The sequence below is a fragment of the Synechococcus sp. MU1643 genome (genome assembly GCF_020514095.1).
Taxonomy (GTDB): Bacteria; Cyanobacteriota; Cyanobacteriia; order PCC-6307; family Cyanobiaceae; genus Parasynechococcus.
On sequence record NZ_VTKY01000005.1, the window covers coordinates 14228 to 31327 of the forward strand.

The following is a 17100-nucleotide window of genomic DNA, read 5'->3' on the forward strand; positions in this document are numbered from 1 at the left end:
TCGCCTTATAGGAACAACACGATGGAAAGCTTCGCTTACGTCCTCATCCTTACCCTCGCGATTGCCACTCTCTTTTTCGCAATCGCCTTCCGCGATCCGCCGAAAATCGGTAAGTGATTTGATCCCCCATAACCCCGCCTTGGCGGGGTTTTTTCATGCTTTCGATCACCCACCGTCGCAAGCCGGTCTCGCCCGCACGAGCAGATCACAGCAGTCTCAAGTCAGCAGCAGCCGTCGGCGGAATCCTCAAATGAGACTGATGTCTACGAGGCCCTTCTCAAGTCTCAAATCACTGTCTACAGTTGGTGCACCTTATTCATGCCCTCGGGGATGCAGTGCCCCTCCTGCCAAAACACAGATAGTCGCGTTCTCGAATCCAGGGCAGCGGACGGTGGACGCAGCGTTAGACGACGGCGTGAATGCCTCAACTGTGAATTCCGCTTCACCACCTACGAACGGGTGGAAACCGTTCCAATCACGGTGATCAAACGCAACGGAAACCGAGAAATCTTCAGTCGCAGCAAGTTGCTGCATGGCTTGAATCGAGCTTGCGAAAAAACGGGCTTAGACAGCTCTCGGCTCGAATCCCTCGTGGAAGACCTCGAACTGCAACTCCAGCAACGCACCGGCAAGGAAGTGAGCAGCACTGAGATCGGTGAGTTCGTGCTGCATGATCTCAAGCAAATCAGCGAAGTGGCTTACATCCGATTCGCATCCGTCTATCGCCAGTTCCGAGGCATTGATGACTTCGTGTCGACTCTGGAAATACTGAATGCCGATCAGGAACAGAACCATTTGGCCACTGTGCGTTGAATCGGTGAGGTGAATCAGTGCTTTGAACCATCGCGCTGAATCGCTGCGCTGAAGGCGTCGGTCCGGTCTGTAAAGTCGGTAATTCTCCGTGAAACGTCGGCGGGCGTTCCATGCGATTTTCTCGAACTACCCACCTGAGGTAGACCGCCAGCCCCCCATGTCTGCGACTCCGACAGAAGAACAGATCCAGGATCAAGTTCAGGACACGAACACCACAGAAGCCTCTGCAGAAACCTCCGCCGCCGAACAGGCGTTTGAGGTTGAGGACCTGAGCATTCCTGAAGACATCCCCACCGCGGATGATCCGAGCAGCCGCGCTGCCAGCCGCAACCTAGACGACGCCGGATTCACCGTGGATGAGTTCGCGGCTCTCCTCAGCAAGTACGACTACAACTTCAAGCCTGGCGACATCGTTAACGGAACGGTCTTCGCCCTGGAATCGAAGGGCGCCATGATCGACATCGGCGCCAAGACGGCTGCCTTCATGCCTCTGCAAGAGGTGTCGATCAACAGGGTCGAGGGCCTAAGCGACGTACTGGCCCCCGGCGAGATCCGTGAGTTCTTCATCATGAGTGAGGAGAACGAGGATGGTCAGCTGGCGCTGTCGATCCGTCGGATCGAATACCAGCGGGCATGGGAGCGTGTGCGCCAGCTCCAGAAGGAAGATGCCACCATCTACTCCGAGGTGTTTGCCACCAACCGTGGTGGTGCCCTGGTGCGCGTAGAAGGTCTGCGGGGCTTCATCCCCGGATCCCATATCAGCACCCGCAAGCCGAAGGAAGAACTGGTTGCCGACTTCCTGCCTCTGAAATTCCTCGAGGTGGACGAAGAGCGCAACCGCCTGGTGCTCAGCCACCGCCGCGCCCTGGTGGAGCGGAAGATGAATCGCCTGGAAGTTGGCGAAGTTGTGGTGGGTACCGTCCGCGGCATCAAGCCCTACGGAGCCTTCATCGACATCGGTGGTGTCAGCGGTCTGCTGCACATTTCCGAGATCAGCCATGAGCACATCGAGACCCCCCACTCGGTGCTGAACGTGAATGATCAGATGAAAGTGATGATTATCGATCTGGATGCCGAGCGCGGCCGGATTTCTCTGTCCACGAAGGCTCTTGAGCCCGAACCCGGCGACATGCTCACCGACCCCCAAAAGGTGTTCGAGAAGGCCGAGGAAATGGCAGCTCGCTACAAGCAGATGCTGATGGAGCAGGCCGAAGAGGGCGAGGATCCGATCAACTCCATGATGATCTGAGCTTGATGGCCCAACTGCTGCTGAAGGGACATCCCATCGGCAATTTCCAAGGGGTGCTGTTCGATAAGGACGGCACCCTTTCCCATAGCGAGCCGCATCTGCTGGCCTTGGCAGACGCACGCATCAACAAAGCTATCGAGATTGCGCTGGAACACGCCCCGGCGCTGCAGGCCTTTGAACTAAGAGAAACCCTTTACAGAGCAACCGGGGTTGATAAAGGCATGCTCGATCCCGGCGGAACCCTGGCGGTTGCCTCACGGCAAGACAACATCGCCTCGACCGCAACGGTGTTGTGTCTGTTGGGCTGCTCATGGCCCCAGGCTCTAGCCCTCGCCCATTCCTGCTTCGACGCAGTTGACCAGGACGGCCTGATCGACACAACTCCAAGCCCGTTGATCAACGGTTCAGGACAACTGCTGCGGGATCTGCACGAGCAGGGCGTGACCGCTGCTGTGATCAGCAACGACACCCGATCCGGCATTGAAGACTTCCTGGCTCACCATCAGCTCAGCGCAGGCTTTGCCGGCATCTGGAGTGCTGACGACCATCCGCGCAAACCCGATCCACAAGCCGTCCTGGAGCTGTGCGACAGGATTGGCCTGCCACCCCAAAGATGTGCCTTGGTTGGTGATGCGGAAACCGACCTTCAGATGGCCCTGGAGGCCGGCATCGGCGGCGTGATCGGATTCACCGGTGGCTGGAGTCGTCCGCCGGAACTGCCATCAGCACAGCATCTGCTCCACGGCTGGGACGACCTCGCCCTCAGCACAGCCACGTAAAGTCGCGCCATCTGGAGCCCCGAATGAGCCGATACGTCTTTACATCCGAATCCGTCACGGAAGGGCATCCCGACAAGATCTGCGACCAGGTGAGCGACGCCGTTCTCGATGCTCTGCTTGCCCAGGATCCCGCCAGCCGCGTGGCCTGCGAGACCGTAGTGAATACCGGCCTCTGCATGATTACCGGTGAGGTGACCTCCAAAGCGCAGGTGGATTTCATCCACTTGGTGCGCAATGTGATCAAGGAGATCGGTTACAGCGGAGCCAGGGCCGGTGGCTTCGATGCCAACAGCTGTGCGGTGCTGGTGGCTCTCGACCAGCAGTCCCCCGACATCGCCCAGGGCGTTAACGAAGCGGACGACCACGCCGGTGATCCTCTGGATCTGGTGGGTGCCGGCGACCAGGGGATCATGTTCGGCTACGCCTGCAATGAGACTCCCGAGCTGATGCCGTTGCCGATCAGCCTGGCCCACCGGCTGTCGCGCCGCCTTGCTGAAGTGCGCCATAACGGAACCCTGGGCTACCTGCTTCCCGATGGCAAAACCCAGGTGAGCGTCGTCTATCAAAACGACAAGCCCGTCTCGATCGACACAATCCTGATCTCCACCCAGCACACCGCGGAAGTGGATGGGATGGGTGATGAGCAGGGCATCCGCGAGCGCATCACCAAAGACCTCTGGACCCATGTAGTGGAGCCAGCGACTGCCGACCTGACCCTCAAGCCCTCCCGCGAGGCCACCAAGTATCTGGTGAACCCAACCGGCAAGTTCGTGGTGGGCGGCCCTCAGGGCGATGCCGGCCTCACCGGCCGCAAGATCATCGTGGACACCTATGGCGGCTATGCCCGCCATGGCGGTGGTGCCTTCTCCGGCAAGGACCCCACCAAAGTGGACCGTTCGGCCGCCTATGCCGCGCGCTATGTGGCCAAGTGCCTCGTGGCCGCAGGGCTCGCCGAAAGGGCCGAAGTGCAGCTGAGCTACGCCATTGGCGTGGCCCAGCCCGTGTCGATCCTGGTGGAATCCTTCGGCACGAGTGCTCTGGCCAACGATGCCCTCACCGCCCTGGTGCAGGAGCACTTCGATCTGCGCCCCGGCGCCATCATCGAGACCTTCGATCTGCGCAACCTTCCCCAGCAACGGGGCGGTCGTTTCTATCAGGACACGGCCGCTTACGGCCATTTCGGACGCAACGACCTCAACGCCCCCTGGGAAAACGTGACAGCAAAAAGCCAGGAGTTGAAGCAGGTCGCCGCGGCCTGATGACATGACGGATTCGCCGCTGGTGCTCGGAATCGACCTGGGCACCAGCGGAATCCGCACAGCCGTTGTGACCGGCAATGGCGTGCTGCTCGACAGCAGATCCCAGGCCTACGCCGGAGACTTCTCCAACCCCAACAGCTGGCGCGAAGGCTGTGGGGACCTGATCAGGGCAATCCCAGCACAACTGCGATCCCAGCTGAGGGCGCTCGCCGTGGATGGCACATCCGGCACGCTGCTGGCCTGTGATCGCGATGGTCGCCCATTGGGGGAGGCACTTCCCTACTCCCAGAGCTGCCTTGAGCTGCAATCAGCACTGCAGCCGTTGGTGGATCCAGGCAGCCCTGCCGCCAGCTGCAGCGGCAGCCTGGCCCGGGCCTTGCGGCTTCTCAGCTGCCATGGAGAGGCGATTCTGCTGCGGCATCAGGCCGACTGGATAAGCGGATGGCTGCTGAACGATTGGCGCTGGGGGGAAGAAGGCAACAACCTGCGACTGGGTTGGGATCTGATCAGCAACAGCTGGCCAGACCGCTTTGCCGAACAGACATGGCGGCAGGCATTACCCGAAATCCGTCGGAGCGGCAGCATTCTCGGGACGATCGCACCGGATCAGGCCAAGGCCTTGGGCCTGGCGGACGATCTGATCATCGTGGCGGGAACTACCGATTCCAATGCCGCCGTGCTCGCCGCCAATCCCGGTCCTGGAGATGGGATCACCGTGCTGGGGACCACGCTAGTGATGAAGTGCTTCACCAAAACGCCCCTGCACGCCCCGGGGGTGACCAGCCATCGCGTGGGTGGACGCTGGCTCTGTGGAGGCGCCTCCAATGCAGGGGCCGGGGTGCTGCGGCGTTTCTACAGCGATGAGCAGCTCAGCGAACTGAGCCGCCAGATCAACCCCGACACCGACAGCGGACTCCGCCTGCGGCCATTCCCCTGCCCGGGGGAACGGTTCCCTGTAGATGATCCAGAGCTGCTACCGGTACTTGAACCACGGCCGGTGAGTGATGCCCTCTACCTGCATGGACTGCTCGAAGGTCTTGCCGAAATCGAAGCGCAGGGTTGGCAACGCCTGAACGAGCTGGGTGCTTCCGCACCCCGGCGGATCATCAGCATCGGCGGTGGAGCGCGCAATCCCCAATGGAGACGGCTGCGAGAACGGCGTCTTGGCTGCGCTGTAACGAGTTGCCAAACACCCCCCGCTGCAGGGGTGGCGCGACTGGCCCAAAAGGCCCTGGTCGGGTAAGAATTCCAGCATCACGCCCAGCCCCCATGCCCACCAATCTCCGCGATGTTCTGGCCATCGGCCTCTTCGTCGTGCTGGCCGGGTATGTGGGCTTCAGTGGCATCCGCCTCGGCCTTTTGTTGATCGAACGCTTCGCTTGAGCCGATCACTGCAAAGATTGCATTCACCCGTTTGATCCCGATGCCTGCAGACCCCCTCACTGATGCCGTCAGCACACGGATCTGCAAACACATGAACGACGACCATGCCGAGGCGGTGCTTGCCTACGCCAAGCACTACGGCGGCGTCAGCAAACCCGCTGTAGCTCGCATGGTGTCTGTGAAAGCGGAAACCATGGAACTGGAGGTGGATGGCGCGAGCGTCAGCATCGCCTTCGATCACACCCTCACCGACAGCGAAGACGCCCACCGCACCTTGGTGGCGATGCTGCGGGCGATGCCCAAAGAAGGCGCCTGATCTCGGACCGATTCGGCCCAGCAGTGGAACCCTCGTCGCAACGATCGATCTGCTGTGCATCGCGCGCTCCTGGCCTTTGCCCAAACACTGCTGATCGAGCCCCGCTGCCCGATCTGTGATGGCCCCTGGGACAGCCCACTGCGGCCGACGGCTACCTGCAGCAAGTGCCTCAACGCACTGGCTCTCCCTCTGAAAGGGCTCAAGCTGCCATTGCCTTGGTGCGCCCTCGGGCCTTACGCAGGCACTCTGCGTCAACTGCTGCTCCAGGTGCGTCAGCCGCGCCAAGGGAAAGCGCTTGCGGCCTTGGTTCAGCTGCTATCGGACCGTTGGCCACTGCCCGCAACAGCAGTGCTGGTACCGATTCCAAGCTGGAAAAAGCAACGATCCAACCCCCTGCCACAGCAGATCGCCATGGGCTTGGGCCGACCGACGGCAGCCCTGCTGCACCGCACCCATGCAGGGCTAAGCCAACACCATCTGAACAAAACCCAACGCCAGACCAACCTGATCGGGGCGTTCCAGGCCATCCCCTTGGACACACAAGGAACACTCGGCTCGGTCTGGCTCGGGGACGACATCCTCACAACCGGATCCACCGCTTTAGCTGGCCATGAGGCCCTTGAAAATGCTGGCCACCACGTGGCTGGATTGATCTGCCTGGGACGAACCCCCGCAAAAGAGCGCAGGCGGTGATTTAAGATTCAAGTGTCGCTTCGGCGGCGCGCCGGGATAGCTCAGTTGGTAGAGCAGGCGACTGAAAATCGCCGTGTCCCCAGTTCAAATCTGGGTCCTGGCATTTCTCGAAAACGCCTAAAAAGGCACGTGAAAGCACCATATCTGGTGTTATTACGTGCCTTTTTAGCGCTTCAAGCACCTAATTGAATTTTGTCAAAACGGTAGGGGAGCAGTAGGGGAGCACGCCCTTTCGCTCAGTCGGGGAAAGGTCCCCAGATTCCCCCTACCCACGAGAAAAAAAGACTCCTGAGGTATTCCCACCCTCAGGGGTCAGTCCCCTCGATTACTCGACCCATTCACCTTCCTCCAGGCGTGCTCCTGCGAGGAGTAGGGGATCCGACACTTTTGGTAGTGCGTGCCGATCAGGTTCGGATGCCCGCAGGCAATAAAAAAGGCGGCAGGGAGTGCCGCCAGAAACAAGGGGACGAACGCGTCGAAAGCACTGGGGTTACCAGCGGCACCATCCTCTTCAGGCAGTCAGTGGTGTGGTGGGTGCCGTTTACGAACTGCCAAAAAAAAGGAGCGGTCCCACCCGCTCCCCTCATGACGCATCCATCCCCCCCTTACGAGGGATGAACAGATATTCGCGACGCAACAGACGCGCCGCCATCCGTAGAAGCGCCCATTGAGAAGGGGGGCAAGCGGCACCCCCCTAAAGGTCATTGAGACCTGGTTACTGCTTCAGCGGTCTCTGACCTCATTCCCGTTCTAAGGCGCTTCAGAGCACCAGGGCATGAGCGGAACTACTGCTTAGTTTCCGCCGTTGCAGAAGCGAACTGCTGCAGCGTTGGTCTTGCCCTCAGCGATGACCTCTTGAACGCAACCGTTAAATGCTTTGCTCTCCTGCTTCAAAGCGCAGAGACCAAGCGCGATTGCTGCCAAGGAGATGGCGGAAACGACGGTGGCGGAGATTTGGATGACTCCATAGGCGAGCATCGCTTTGTTCTTGCCGCCGCACTTGCTGGAGTTTTCCTTGCTGGCGTTCTCTTCTGTCATGGATAAGAAATGACTTGGAAAACGCTATGGACTCTGAATGTGCCTTGAAGACACATTGCTGATGGGATAACCGCCCTACTGGGGTCCTCAATAAAAACCCCTGGAGTGCCCACACCCCAGGGGTCCCGTCCTCTCGTTCTGACGCCCCATCACCTTCCTCCTGGCGTTCTCCCGTGTGGAGTAGGAGAACCGTCAAAACAGGTAGTGGCGACCGTTCCGTGTTCGGTTGCCCACAGGCAATAAAAAAGGCGGCAGGGAATGCCGCCAACGAAGGGAGGTAATGCGTCGAACCAAGGGAGTAGGTCTGTAGACAGCATCACCGCTCCAAAGGCAAAGGCGAGAGCACTCTTTACGAAACGGCAAAAAAAAGAGGGGTCCCACCCCCTCCCAGTTCGACGCATTGCCCCTTCATCGAAGAAGCAACTGAAGGATCACTCAGGGTTCACCTACTGGTCGTCGCCATTACGACCAAACGAATACTGGGGTCAACAACCCAAGAAAAAGCAGAGGTCCCACCCTCTGCCTGTGTTCGACGCATTGCACCCTCTTACGGAGGGTTGACCTAATACTCGCTATCCAAGCCTTTGCCGCCATCCGTAGAAGCGCCCATTGAGAAGGGGGGCGTTGCGCCCCCCCTGAAGATCCTTGAGACCTGGTTGTGTAGTTCCTATCGGTCTCTGACCTCATTCCCGTTCTAAGGCGCCTCAGAGCACCAGGGCATGAGCGGAACTGCTCACCCGTTTGTATCCCAAAGGCACAAAAAAAGGAGCGGTATCCCTATCGCTCCTTCGGAAACTGAAAGTGCCGCTGGGCGGGACGACGCCCAGCGATGACCACCATCACCGATGAGGAGGGACTGCCGTGGGTGCCGTGAGCGTTTTCCAAGAAAAGACCCAGGAGTGTTTGACCTCCTGGATTCCTCGCTCTCATGCGATACGACAGTTCTAACGCCACCTAATAAGCATTTGTGCTTACGGGTTACCGAACCGCTGAGGCGTCCAGTGCTCGCATCTGAAGAAATGAGAGCGCCAGGCAGGAACTATGTGCTGCCACACACGACAAATCCCATTGAAACCAGGTTCTCCCTGGAAGTTCTTGCAGTTGACGCACCTAGAAGGCATTCAAAGAGGGTGACGATCTTCCAACTGTCTAATTCCAGAGAAAGCAACTCGTCAGACGCTGCTTCAAGGTTCTTCAGCAGAAATGCCCCAGTCAGGCGTCTTCAGAGGTTTCCAACCCTGCCTCTAAAGATGCCTACCCATGAAGAAGGGCGGGAGTTACCCGCCCCTTGGCACCTAACCCCGTCCTAATGAAGTGCGATTCCGTAGGTGTCGTGTTCTCTTTTTAGGGATTCAGGGAAGGCACGCCATCCGCAGAAAGACCTGATCAGGGTTCGGCAGTTGCGCCCCAAAGCGGTCTCGTCTTCTTCCACCCCTGCGTCTGAAGAGACCTCCACAACTGCTCTGCGGCGTCTTTCCTCAGATATCGACGCTCCTTGAGCAGCGGCGGACCTACGGGCATCTGACGCCCTCGATCGATAAAGACCTTCGGATCTTTTACCCAGGCGGAGTTGTCCCGGTGAAACCGCCAGACCCAATGGTCATTGGCATCGATCAACCATCCCTCTTGCATCACGCCACCTCCGGGCACCAACCCATTTCCGTCTCCCTGCGGACCATCCAGTTGCGGCACCTCTTCGTCAGGTGCTCGCCATGGGGAACCTGACGACGCTGAAGACCACAGGTCAGCAACGTGTGGCAGTGCTGGTCACAGACATAGGAGAAGTGCTGGCACGTCATGCAGACACATGAGGACCTGGTCTGCTTCAGACCATCCACAAAGTCCCATTCCTCTTCCGACATCGAACCCTCCTTGCGAGTAGTTCATACGTTCTACTCCTGGTTCGCAGGGATTGGTCAAGGGCGAAAACGGAAGAAAGTGCCGCGGGTGGCGCTGAACGATGAGCACGAACAAGATGAGTGCGGGCAAAGTCCAGTCGTCGTGCGAACTTTCCGAGAAACACTCTTCCACTCGCTGAACTCTGAGGGCGAGCAAGGGAGGGCGACGAACGCCGTCAAGGCGATAGGTCTGCTGATCGCCTTGTCAATCGGTTTGGCGGTCATCGCGACAGAACCTGTTGTCAGATCATCACTGGGAGATTTACTCGTAAAACTTGATATTGCGGTCGCAATCGTCTTCCTGATCGAATACATCTTGCGACTCTGGGTTGCTCCACTTAGGGACGGAGCAAGAAGAGGCATTCGAGGTGCCTGGGACTACGCCATTACGCCTCTGGCAATCCTGGATCTAATAGCAATCGCTCCAACCATCCTTGGTTTTATTACTCCGGAACTCTATTTGCTTAGGATTATTCGGTTGGCACGAATAGGAAGAGTCGGTCGCTCAAAGCGCTTTCGTCACAGCATCAGGTATTTCAATAAAGCAATCACCGCCAAGAAAGAAGCGCTTCAGATTTCCGCTATTTACTCGGGAGTTGTCATCACTATCAGCAGCATATTGATGTTCTTGGTTGAAGGAGGAGTCCAGAAGGAGCAGTTCGGTTCAATACCCAGATGCCTTTGGTGGTCTGTTGTTACGGTGACAACAGTTGGATATGGCGACACTTATCCCATAACAGCACTGGGGAAACTTGTGGCAGCATTGACTGCCATATGCGGGATCGCAGTTATCGCAATCCCAATCGGTATTATCTCGGCAGGTTTCACTGAGTCCCTTGGATCGGAGAACTCTAGAGAAGATCTTGAAGCGCCTGCAAAGCGTTAAAAAAACCTTCGATACCTTGGCATTGCTGAACATATATTTTTCGTAGATTCCCGACGCTGATTTGAAGGTGATCTCGCCATATTCCATCACAGGGAACTGTCGATTTTCTGCAAATCACTTATCTCTACTTCCGTCCTTATTCGATTTCTCCCAGACCTCTCCAACTCGCTTGCTATCAGGAGGCGTTGTGTCCGTCTCGATAAATCTGGTTACCTCGTAATCGACTTCCAGTTCTGAAATATCGAGAATGCCCATCCGGGATGGAGATTCAAACATCACGAAGAATCCCGGATACACATATATGTCTGCTCCGTTCCGATTGATGAAGCCCAGGGGAGTTTCAGGGGAAGTGATAGCTGGAAGGTCCTGACGCAGGCACTTTGCGATCGACCGCTCGACGCTCATCGAGGCGGCGGAGCGAGATTGCACTCGATCGACATCACTGCCTGAGGTGACATCCCAGATGCAGGCGCAACGGGTGAGTACATCGAAGGCGCCTTGAACCTTTTGATAGGCAGAACTGCAATCAGCGTCCATCTCCACCGCGAGCGAAACAGCAGATGCCGCAATGGATTCAGTCAACTCTTTCAAAGCATCCTGTCGCCCCCTGATTCCTGCCTGGATGCTCCTTTTGAGGGAGGGCACAAAGAAGTAGATCAGGCAGACCTTGGACAGGACCTCCCCAAGACGCAGGAGAGACAGAGACCCCTTGATGGACTCAGCATCTCTAATCAGTTCTTGCTTTTGGCGATTGGCATCGATGACTGCCTGCTGGAGTCCTTGAAGTCCTTCGCTGGTGACCTCCAGAGGGTCGGCGCTGATGAAGGAGTAATCAGGTGCCGCAACCTCAAATGCTTCATCAGGAGCGAACTCTTGATCCGTGCCCTTATCTCGCGCACTACCGCCATAGTCACCAACCTTTTGCCTGCTGTAGACACCTGTTCCAGGCAGACCAAGATTCCGATAAATGCCATCTGACCTGAATGTCAGGGAAGCACCCCTGACGCCTGTATTGGCGCTGATCCCGCTCTTACTGAGATTGATGTAGACGCCAGGAATGACCTTGATGCGCTTACGGAACGCCAACGCCATTGATCAGAGGTTCAACCTTGATCAAGTGTGGCGTCATTTCAGGGATGTCGAAACTAACAAGTTCCGACAGGTCAAAAAAATGATCACAACTGCGTTCTTATCCTGTCGAAACACACTGTCGGATTGTGCTATGATTTCAGAAGAGTTTCGGCAGGTCTCTTATGGCGATCTGGGGTTACTGGAGGACCAGCACCACCGAGCAGGACAGCGAACGGCAGCAGAAGTCGCTGAAGGAAGCAGGGTGCGATCGGATTTACGGGGACCAGATCACTGGGACCTCCGCTTATGGAGATCGACCTGAACTGAGCAAGTGCCTGGATGGTCTCCGTGATGGCGACACCCTTGTGATCCACGAACTGGATCGTCTTGGGCGCTCAATGGTCGAAATGCTTGTTCAGGTCAATGGTCTGATCGAACGGGGAATTGCGATCAAGACCTTGGACGGACGCCTGGACACCGCCTCCATGCCTGAGGAGTTAGTCAAGTTGGTGGTGGGCGTGATGGGTTACGCCGCCGAGATGGAACTGAAGGGCATCAAGAAGCGCACTGCTGAAGGCAGAGAGGTCGCCAAGAACAGAGGAGTGAAGTTCGGCAGGAAGAGGAACTACACGCCACAACAGGCGGCAGCAGTGATGGAGATGCGGCAGCGGGGCGATGGATACGGAACCATCGCTTCGGCAATGGGGATGACTGCCTCGATGGTTCGTCGGATCCTTCAGCAGCAGGAGGTGGCGTGATGAGGACACTTCTCCTGTTGCTGCTTCTGCCTCTCATGCCTGCGAAGGCAGAGGAACGAGAGATCCAGTGCCCTGGTCTGACGACCTACGAAATGAGGTTCTGTGCCTTACAGAGTTGGGAACGGTCGAACCAAGCACTGAAGGATCAACTACCCCAAGCGACCTTGGAGAAGTGGAAAGCAGCAACACAGGAGGTCTGTGCCGCTGCCTATGCCCCATACCGACAAGGGACGATCTATCCCCAGATGGTTGTCGGATGCGATGACCGCCTGAACCGAGTTCTATTGGAAGAACTCAAGGGTCTTGGCGGATGAAAGCAGTGCTCCTTGCACTTCTACTAATCGGAGGACCAGCAATGTCATGCACCTGGAAATGGGAAATCACTCTCTATTCAGGCGGCAAGACCTGGAAGGAGGAGATCATCGCCAGCAATAGGCAAGACGCTGAAAGAGCAGCGATAGCTAGGAACCCTCACACCAAGATCATTAGTCGGAATCCTGTTTGCCGTTAGTCCTTCGGTGGAGCAATCACTCTTCCTCATCAAGGATTCCTTGTAGAGCAAACAACTTGTCCTGCTCCTCCTCCCCAACAATCACATGGACTGCTGTGCCACCCGGAAGGGAGTAGTCCTGAGTAAGAACAGCATCAGGATGGACTCCCAAAGAGACCTTCTGACCTTCCAAAAGCATGTAGCAATAAAGGGTCATGCCTGGAAGGGAAGTTGCTTCACATGCTTGAGGGGAGTGGGGGAAGGAGCACTAAAAGCACAAACAACTTTACAGATTTTGGTTCAACTCGGCACACACAATCTCCTGCAGTCAAAATTTCTGAGCGGATATTTTTCAGAAAGTGGATCGGAATATCACTTTTGCCAAGCACTTCCTGTGCAGTTCAAAAGGATCTAACGATTAAGTACAAAGGAATTATCATATCTATCTCAAGGATCAGATCCATAGGTAAAACTCCCTTTATCCTGATTTACTTGCGTTCCTGTTCTCAGCAGATACTCTCCCGTGAAATCAGAAAGGCGTTTATGTCTGGAGGATCAGGGTTCAACCCCTCGCCTGAACAACTCCAAGCAATTATCGACACTGGAATCTGGTGGAATCACAAGGTCCAAGAACTCAGAGATGCTGAGCGGTTCGAAGATGCGTACGCTCTACTTCAAGAGTTTGATGTAATTACATCTCGATCACTGGAAGGCGGTCATTAAAAAGGCACCACCGGAAAGGGAAGTAGCAGTTATGGAGATACGCAAGAGAGGAGGTGGATACGGAAAAATCGCATCGGCGATGGGGATGACAACATCGATGGTTCGTCGGATCATTTAGCAACAGGTGAAGGTGCCGTGCTGAGAGTTCTGCTGGGTATTGCCATTGGCGTCTTCATCTACGCCAACCCAGAGGCAAGACAGATCACTGCTGATCTACTCAGAGCAACAGGAGACGCGCTTGCCCCCGCCTTGGAGGAGAAAACGCTCGAAGATCGAATCAACGAAGTCTTGGTAGGCGACTGAGGGGATGGCAGGAGATCAGTTCCGAGTGGAAGAACTGAACCCCTTTTTGGAATGGCACTTCCACACGACAGCAACGTCTTTGGAGGTCGCCTCTGAAGAAGCAAAGAGGATCGCCAAGATGATCGGAAGGAAAACCCGAGTGCTGAGCGAAGACGGAGAAGTCCTAACTGAGGTGAATCCATGAGAATGCCGTCATTGAGGAGGGACTCATGAGGGCATTAGTCCTTCTGCTGCTGTCAGCAATGCCTGCAAGCGCAGTCCCACTTCCCTTGGTCTGCGAAGTAACCAGTGAAGAGGTCCCCACCATCTCCATTCGCCTGGAAGAGCGAACGCCCACAGCACTCCGAGGAGTGCTAATCCAGGACGACAAACGACTTGGAATCTTTTTGTCCAGCAAACCCAAGCAATACCGCCAAACCACTTGGTCCTTCTTCACCCAGGACGCCGCTAATTCAGGAACTGCTCTGCTGTTTGAGAACGACCTCGTATGGAACCCGCACAAGCGAGTCCCCAAACCTCAGGACGTCAATCGAGTGATTTTTGTTGGGTTGGATAATGCGCTCTTTTTTTGGCGAACAGAGGAGTTCGCTGCCAACCGAGAACTCCTTAGAGCAGCGGCGGGGTTCTGGACCATCTCTGCACAATGCCTCGGTGGTCGGATCGTGCGTAGTTGAAACCACTCCCAATCAATTCGGTATCGCAGGAGCACTCAATTCAGCATTTCTTCCATGAATCTTCGGGGAGCATTGGCACAACTGGGATCTCAACGTCCGTAGGTTGCCCAGATATTGCCTTATCCCTCATGTGCCCGCCTGACCTTTCCAGTCTCAAGTGGGGCGATGACGGTGATTTGTCCCCTCACGACACCCTGAACCTGGTGGAGAGATTGACCAGAGCAGAACAGGAGTCAAAAGGGTCAGACGGAACGACTCTGAACTCGAGTCCCCTGCCGCAGGATTCAGACTCCGCTGATATTCCCTGACACCCGAGGGACCAATGGACACAGCACAAACCGAAGAAACCATCCGCTCTCTCCTAACCGACTTGAAGGAGGACAAGGTTGAGTCACTCCTAGTTCAGTGCGCTGACTGGGGGATCAACGTGCGGATGTTCCTGAACGGAGACATCGTCGAACTGGATTTAATGAAGAACTACGAGGGATATGAAGTGACCTTTGTTGATGACAGAGACAAACAACCTGCTCAGATCGACGAATTACCGGATCTAATCCAACTCCTTCAGGTCTCTTAAATTCAATAGTTTCAGCAAAACAAAACCTCTCACCTCTTATTTTTAAAGACGATATTATAATTAACGCGAATGCATTCCTCCACCAAGTCGTGCTGGGTTATCCGAAATTTCTTGGAGAGTTCCTTCAGCATCGTTTAATGAACGCTATCTATTAATACTTTTGTGGACATATCTGCCTCAAATCAACGACAAGATGGATTGCGGACGGCGATTCCAGAACTCTTTAATTGCCGTCTTATGGAGCTCAGAGCGATCAAGTCCCAGTTCAGAACAAAGTTTGCGCTCAATGGGGACCAAGATTGGTGCCTCTCTCTTAGTTAAGGTCATGCTAAATCTTTGAGTATTTGCTTTCCTTAGCATGTTTGACTGGGGGTTGTAAGGGGTTTAGTTGGCGGTTGATTTATTGGTACTTCCTAGTGGTGGTCTTGCTTTCTCGTCCTCTTGCGGCCTTAAGCGAAGAAGACACCTATATTTTTTGGAACGATTAAATGCGATCCACTTTATGGATTGATCCCTTCGGGATCTGATTCTGTTGTTTTTCATCTTTTTAGAACCTAATTAGACACACCCTTGCGATCAAAGGTCATAAACTTAGTTATGCATTTTAGGAGCTTGACTGACGTCTTGCGTAACAATTGAGATACAAAGAATGAAAGAACATAGAAATTCTTTATCAACCTCCACAAAGGCAATTTTACAGTTTAATTAACATCTAGTCAAGTTTTTATTGACGTCAGAGTTTAATAAAATTAATTGCACTTAATTCTTCGCTCTGCTTATTAGTGACCACTTCCCTGGAGTGATTGCTGCCCGCGCCTTTGCTGCTGTCTTCTCACGCTGGATAAAGCGCAAATAACGCTCCTCCAGCATCTTTGGCGAAGTATGACCGTTGTCCGCAAAATCCCGGATGTATTGCGTGGTCCAGAGTTCTGGGTAGTCCTCCAAGGTCAAGCGGAACGCGGTATGGCGACAGGTGGTCCAATCGATCCCTTTGGTCGAGATTCCTGCCTTCTCACACGCCTTCTTGAGAAGGAAGTTGATTGTCTCTCCAACGTTGCTCTCGTTTTCGCTGCCTTCCGTTCTCTTGATGTGGGGAAAGTTCAACCACCCCTGTGGTTTCCTCTTGAGAATGCGGCGGACGTTCTCCAACGCATCTGGTCGGTAGGCATAGGTGTCGTGCTTATCCCTGTCGCCCTTCGTTTTCTCAAGGAAACAGATGACTTGTGGTTCTCCCGCATCGGTCAGTTGCTCGCTAAACCATTCACTTCTCAACCGAGGAGCATCCTCACTTCGGAGGTAATAGAACCACTCCATGTGGAGCGCGTCATACAAATCAACCCAGTTGCGTGAGTTCTGACGGTTCGTCGGGGTCCAAGGCAGTTCCCGGTATTCCTCCGCCGTCAGGGACTGGCGAGCAGAACCACCAGATAGTTCGGAGGCAATGCGAACCAATTGCTCCCACTCCTGATGGGTGAAGTGCCTCTTCTGACGCACGCTCTTTTTTATCGCCGGAAACTCAGGGCAGGACAGAGCGGGGAAATCTGCCTTCGCCTCTTTGAACAGGTTGCGGATAAGGGTCTTGTATTGCCTTCTGGTCTCTTCTCCTGAATTGCCCTTCGCTTCACAGTTCTCCCTGATGAGACGGAAGAACTCCAAAAAGTCGTTGCTCGTGATCGCCTGAATGCTTTTGACAGTCGCCCAGGGTTGAACGCCGATGCCTGTGGTCCCGTTCCAAAGATTCCGCTTGTCGCTCAACCAACGACTTCGGTTGTTCCGTAGTTCCAGTTCCGCCTTGGCATACCAACGCTCCCAATAGACCGAAAGAGCGTGTTGCTTCTCCACTTCCCGCACTTGGGACTGTGAGAGGAGGTCCTGCCACTTCTTTTGAGAGGCAGCAACCGCGACCTTTGCTGCTTCCCAGGGGTCGGTGGTCCCGCAAGTCCCTTCTATATAGATGCGCTTTCCCCGCCCCCGATTGGTTTTGCCAGCAAACGGACGAGGGTCATCTGCTTTCTCCGGCAGGAAGCGCCACTGGAGGTTCTTGGTCTTTCTGCTGTTCGCGCTGGGGTTCTGACGGACGACCGATAGAGAGGTGTGGGGGATGTTCCCTTTGCCCCCCAAGTCGCGCACCACGTTGAGGGTGTGAAGGGTGCCGTCTATCCATCCCTGTGGCAGCGACCGTCCCATAGA

Annotated in this window: 20 protein-coding genes and 1 tRNA gene; 16 read left to right on the top strand and 5 right to left on the bottom strand. The window is 55.5% G+C overall.

Going from position 1 to position 17100, the window contains the following annotated elements:
- Window positions 1-21: 21 nt before the first annotated feature.
- The 9 genes from FZX09_RS08540 to FZX09_RS08580 all read left to right on the top strand — a co-directional run bounded on the left by FZX09_RS08540 (window position 22) and on the right by FZX09_RS08580 (window position 6595).
- Window positions 22-117: a photosystem II reaction center protein T gene (locus tag FZX09_RS08540; protein WP_011128841.1), complete on the top strand. Its 96-nt coding sequence runs from the start codon at window positions 22-24 to the stop codon at window positions 115-117.
- Window positions 118-330: 213 nt separating this feature from the next.
- On the top strand, window positions 331-813 hold the full coding sequence (gene nrdR / locus FZX09_RS08545; protein WP_226402201.1) for a transcriptional regulator NrdR: 483 nt from the start codon (window positions 331-333) through the stop codon (window positions 811-813).
- A 157-nt stretch (window positions 814-970) separates the two neighbouring features.
- Window positions 971-2062, top strand: coding sequence for a 30S ribosomal protein S1 (locus FZX09_RS08550; RefSeq protein WP_226402003.1), 1092 nt, complete (start codon window positions 971-973; stop codon window positions 2060-2062).
- Window positions 2063-2067: 5 nt separating this feature from the next.
- Window positions 2068-2841 (top strand): HAD family hydrolase, encoded by a 774-nt coding sequence (locus FZX09_RS08555; protein WP_226402005.1) that lies wholly within the window; start codon window positions 2068-2070, stop codon window positions 2839-2841.
- Between the two features lie 23 nt (window positions 2842-2864).
- Window positions 2865-4100 carry a methionine adenosyltransferase gene (metK, locus tag FZX09_RS08560; RefSeq protein WP_226402007.1) on the top strand — a complete coding sequence of 412 codons (1236 nt, stop codon included), beginning with the start codon at window positions 2865-2867 and terminating at the stop codon, window positions 4098-4100.
- 4 nt (window positions 4101-4104) lie between these two features.
- Window positions 4105-5343, top strand: a complete 1239-nt coding sequence (locus FZX09_RS08565) for an FGGY-family carbohydrate kinase (RefSeq protein WP_226402009.1) — start codon at window positions 4105-4107, stop codon at window positions 5341-5343.
- A 180-nt stretch (window positions 5344-5523) separates the two neighbouring features.
- The gene (locus FZX09_RS08570; RefSeq protein ID WP_226402011.1) at window positions 5524-5799 is read left to right on the top strand and encodes a DUF2470 domain-containing protein; all 276 of its coding nucleotides are present in this window, start codon (window positions 5524-5526) and stop codon (window positions 5797-5799) included.
- 54 nt (window positions 5800-5853) lie between these two features.
- On the top strand, window positions 5854-6492 hold the full coding sequence (locus FZX09_RS08575) for a ComF family protein (RefSeq protein ID WP_226402012.1): 639 nt from the start codon (window positions 5854-5856) through the stop codon (window positions 6490-6492).
- Between the two features lie 30 nt (window positions 6493-6522).
- Window positions 6523-6595, top strand: a tRNA-Phe gene (locus tag FZX09_RS08580).
- Window positions 6596-7284: 689 nt separating this feature from the next.
- Here the strand turns inward: FZX09_RS08580 and FZX09_RS08585 are convergent.
- Complete coding sequence (locus tag FZX09_RS08585) at window positions 7285-7530, bottom strand: hypothetical protein (RefSeq protein WP_226402013.1); 246 nt, start codon at window positions 7528-7530, stop codon at window positions 7285-7287.
- Window positions 7531-8916: 1386 nt separating this feature from the next.
- The gene (locus FZX09_RS08590) at window positions 8917-9222 is read right to left on the bottom strand and encodes a DUF1651 domain-containing protein (RefSeq protein WP_370624222.1); all 306 of its coding nucleotides are present in this window, start codon (window positions 9220-9222) and stop codon (window positions 8917-8919) included.
- 255 nt (window positions 9223-9477) lie between these two features.
- On the opposite strand from FZX09_RS08590, the gene FZX09_RS08600 reads away from it, so the two are divergent.
- Complete coding sequence (locus FZX09_RS08600) at window positions 9478-10314, top strand: ion transporter (RefSeq protein WP_370624223.1); 837 nt, start codon at window positions 9478-9480, stop codon at window positions 10312-10314.
- A gap of 114 nt (window positions 10315-10428) precedes the next feature.
- On the opposite strand, the gene FZX09_RS08605 is transcribed toward FZX09_RS08600, so the two are convergent.
- Complete coding sequence (locus tag FZX09_RS08605) at window positions 10429-11406, bottom strand: DUF4236 domain-containing protein (protein ID WP_226402017.1); 978 nt, start codon at window positions 11404-11406, stop codon at window positions 10429-10431.
- Between the two features lie 161 nt (window positions 11407-11567).
- On the opposite strand from FZX09_RS08605, the gene FZX09_RS08610 reads away from it, so the two are divergent.
- Both FZX09_RS08610 and FZX09_RS08615 read left to right on the top strand, forming a co-directional pair.
- Complete coding sequence (locus tag FZX09_RS08610) at window positions 11568-12143, top strand: recombinase family protein (RefSeq protein WP_226402019.1); 576 nt, start codon at window positions 11568-11570, stop codon at window positions 12141-12143.
- Window positions 12143-12457, top strand: coding sequence for a lysozyme inhibitor LprI family protein (locus tag FZX09_RS08615; RefSeq protein WP_226402020.1), 315 nt, complete (start codon window positions 12143-12145; stop codon window positions 12455-12457). The genes FZX09_RS08610 and FZX09_RS08615 overlap by 1 nt, the downstream gene beginning before the upstream one ends.
- A gap of 213 nt (window positions 12458-12670) precedes the next feature.
- On the opposite strand, the gene FZX09_RS08620 is transcribed toward FZX09_RS08615, so the two are convergent.
- On the bottom strand, window positions 12671-12850 hold the full coding sequence (locus FZX09_RS08620; protein WP_226402021.1) for a hypothetical protein: 180 nt from the start codon (window positions 12848-12850) through the stop codon (window positions 12671-12673).
- Between the two features lie 641 nt (window positions 12851-13491).
- Here FZX09_RS08620 and FZX09_RS08625 point away from each other — a divergent pair.
- The 4 genes from FZX09_RS08625 to FZX09_RS08640 all read left to right on the top strand — a co-directional run bounded on the left by FZX09_RS08625 (window position 13492) and on the right by FZX09_RS08640 (window position 14910).
- Window positions 13492-13659: a hypothetical protein gene (locus FZX09_RS08625; RefSeq protein ID WP_226402022.1), complete on the top strand. Its 168-nt coding sequence runs from the start codon at window positions 13492-13494 to the stop codon at window positions 13657-13659.
- A 4-nt stretch (window positions 13660-13663) separates the two neighbouring features.
- Window positions 13664-13843 (top strand): hypothetical protein, encoded by a 180-nt coding sequence (locus FZX09_RS08630; protein WP_226402023.1) that lies wholly within the window; start codon window positions 13664-13666, stop codon window positions 13841-13843.
- A gap of 58 nt (window positions 13844-13901) precedes the next feature.
- On the top strand, window positions 13902-14333 hold the full coding sequence (locus FZX09_RS08635; protein ID WP_226402024.1) for a hypothetical protein: 432 nt from the start codon (window positions 13902-13904) through the stop codon (window positions 14331-14333).
- A gap of 322 nt (window positions 14334-14655) precedes the next feature.
- Window positions 14656-14910 (top strand): hypothetical protein, encoded by a 255-nt coding sequence (locus tag FZX09_RS08640; RefSeq protein WP_226402025.1) that lies wholly within the window; start codon window positions 14656-14658, stop codon window positions 14908-14910.
- A 759-nt stretch (window positions 14911-15669) separates the two neighbouring features.
- Here FZX09_RS08640 and FZX09_RS08645 read toward each other — a convergent pair.
- Complete coding sequence (locus FZX09_RS08645; protein ID WP_226402026.1) at window positions 15670-17097, bottom strand: hypothetical protein; 1428 nt, start codon at window positions 17095-17097, stop codon at window positions 15670-15672.
- Window positions 17098-17100: the final 3 nt, after the last annotated feature.

What these genes read in the sequence shown, in the direction of transcription:
- FZX09_RS08540 (WP_011128841.1), top strand. Translation starts at nt 22, where the DNA reads ATGGAAAGCTTCGCTTACGTCCTCATCCTTACCCTCGCGATTGCCACT.
- nrdR (WP_226402201.1), top strand. Translation starts at nt 331, where the DNA reads ATGCAGTGCCCCTCCTGCCAAAACACAGATAGTCGCGTTCTCGAATCC.
- FZX09_RS08550 (WP_226402003.1), top strand. Translation starts at nt 971, where the DNA reads ATGTCTGCGACTCCGACAGAAGAACAGATCCAGGATCAAGTTCAGGAC.
- FZX09_RS08555 (WP_226402005.1), top strand. Translation starts at nt 2,068, where the DNA reads ATGGCCCAACTGCTGCTGAAGGGACATCCCATCGGCAATTTCCAAGGG.
- metK (WP_226402007.1), top strand. Translation starts at nt 2,865, where the DNA reads ATGAGCCGATACGTCTTTACATCCGAATCCGTCACGGAAGGGCATCCC.
- FZX09_RS08565 (WP_226402009.1), top strand. Translation starts at nt 4,105, where the DNA reads ATGACGGATTCGCCGCTGGTGCTCGGAATCGACCTGGGCACCAGCGGA.
- FZX09_RS08570 (WP_226402011.1), top strand. Translation starts at nt 5,524, where the DNA reads ATGCCTGCAGACCCCCTCACTGATGCCGTCAGCACACGGATCTGCAAA.
- FZX09_RS08585 (WP_226402013.1), bottom strand. Translation starts at nt 7,530, where the DNA reads ATGACAGAAGAGAACGCCAGCAAGGAAAACTCCAGCAAGTGCGGCGGC.
- FZX09_RS08605 (WP_226402017.1), bottom strand. Translation starts at nt 11,406, where the DNA reads ATGGCGTTGGCGTTCCGTAAGCGCATCAAGGTCATTCCTGGCGTCTAC.
- FZX09_RS08610 (WP_226402019.1), top strand. Translation starts at nt 11,568, where the DNA reads ATGGCGATCTGGGGTTACTGGAGGACCAGCACCACCGAGCAGGACAGC.
- FZX09_RS08615 (WP_226402020.1), top strand. Translation starts at nt 12,143, where the DNA reads ATGAGGACACTTCTCCTGTTGCTGCTTCTGCCTCTCATGCCTGCGAAG.
- FZX09_RS08620 (WP_226402021.1), bottom strand. Translation starts at nt 12,850, where the DNA reads ATGACCCTTTATTGCTACATGCTTTTGGAAGGTCAGAAGGTCTCTTTG.
- FZX09_RS08630 (WP_226402023.1), top strand. Translation starts at nt 13,664, where the DNA reads ATGGCAGGAGATCAGTTCCGAGTGGAAGAACTGAACCCCTTTTTGGAA.
- FZX09_RS08635 (WP_226402024.1), top strand. Translation starts at nt 13,902, where the DNA reads ATGCCTGCAAGCGCAGTCCCACTTCCCTTGGTCTGCGAAGTAACCAGT.
- FZX09_RS08640 (WP_226402025.1), top strand. Translation starts at nt 14,656, where the DNA reads ATGGACACAGCACAAACCGAAGAAACCATCCGCTCTCTCCTAACCGAC.
- FZX09_RS08645 (WP_226402026.1), bottom strand. Translation starts at nt 17,097, where the DNA reads ATGGGACGGTCGCTGCCACAGGGATGGATAGACGGCACCCTTCACACC.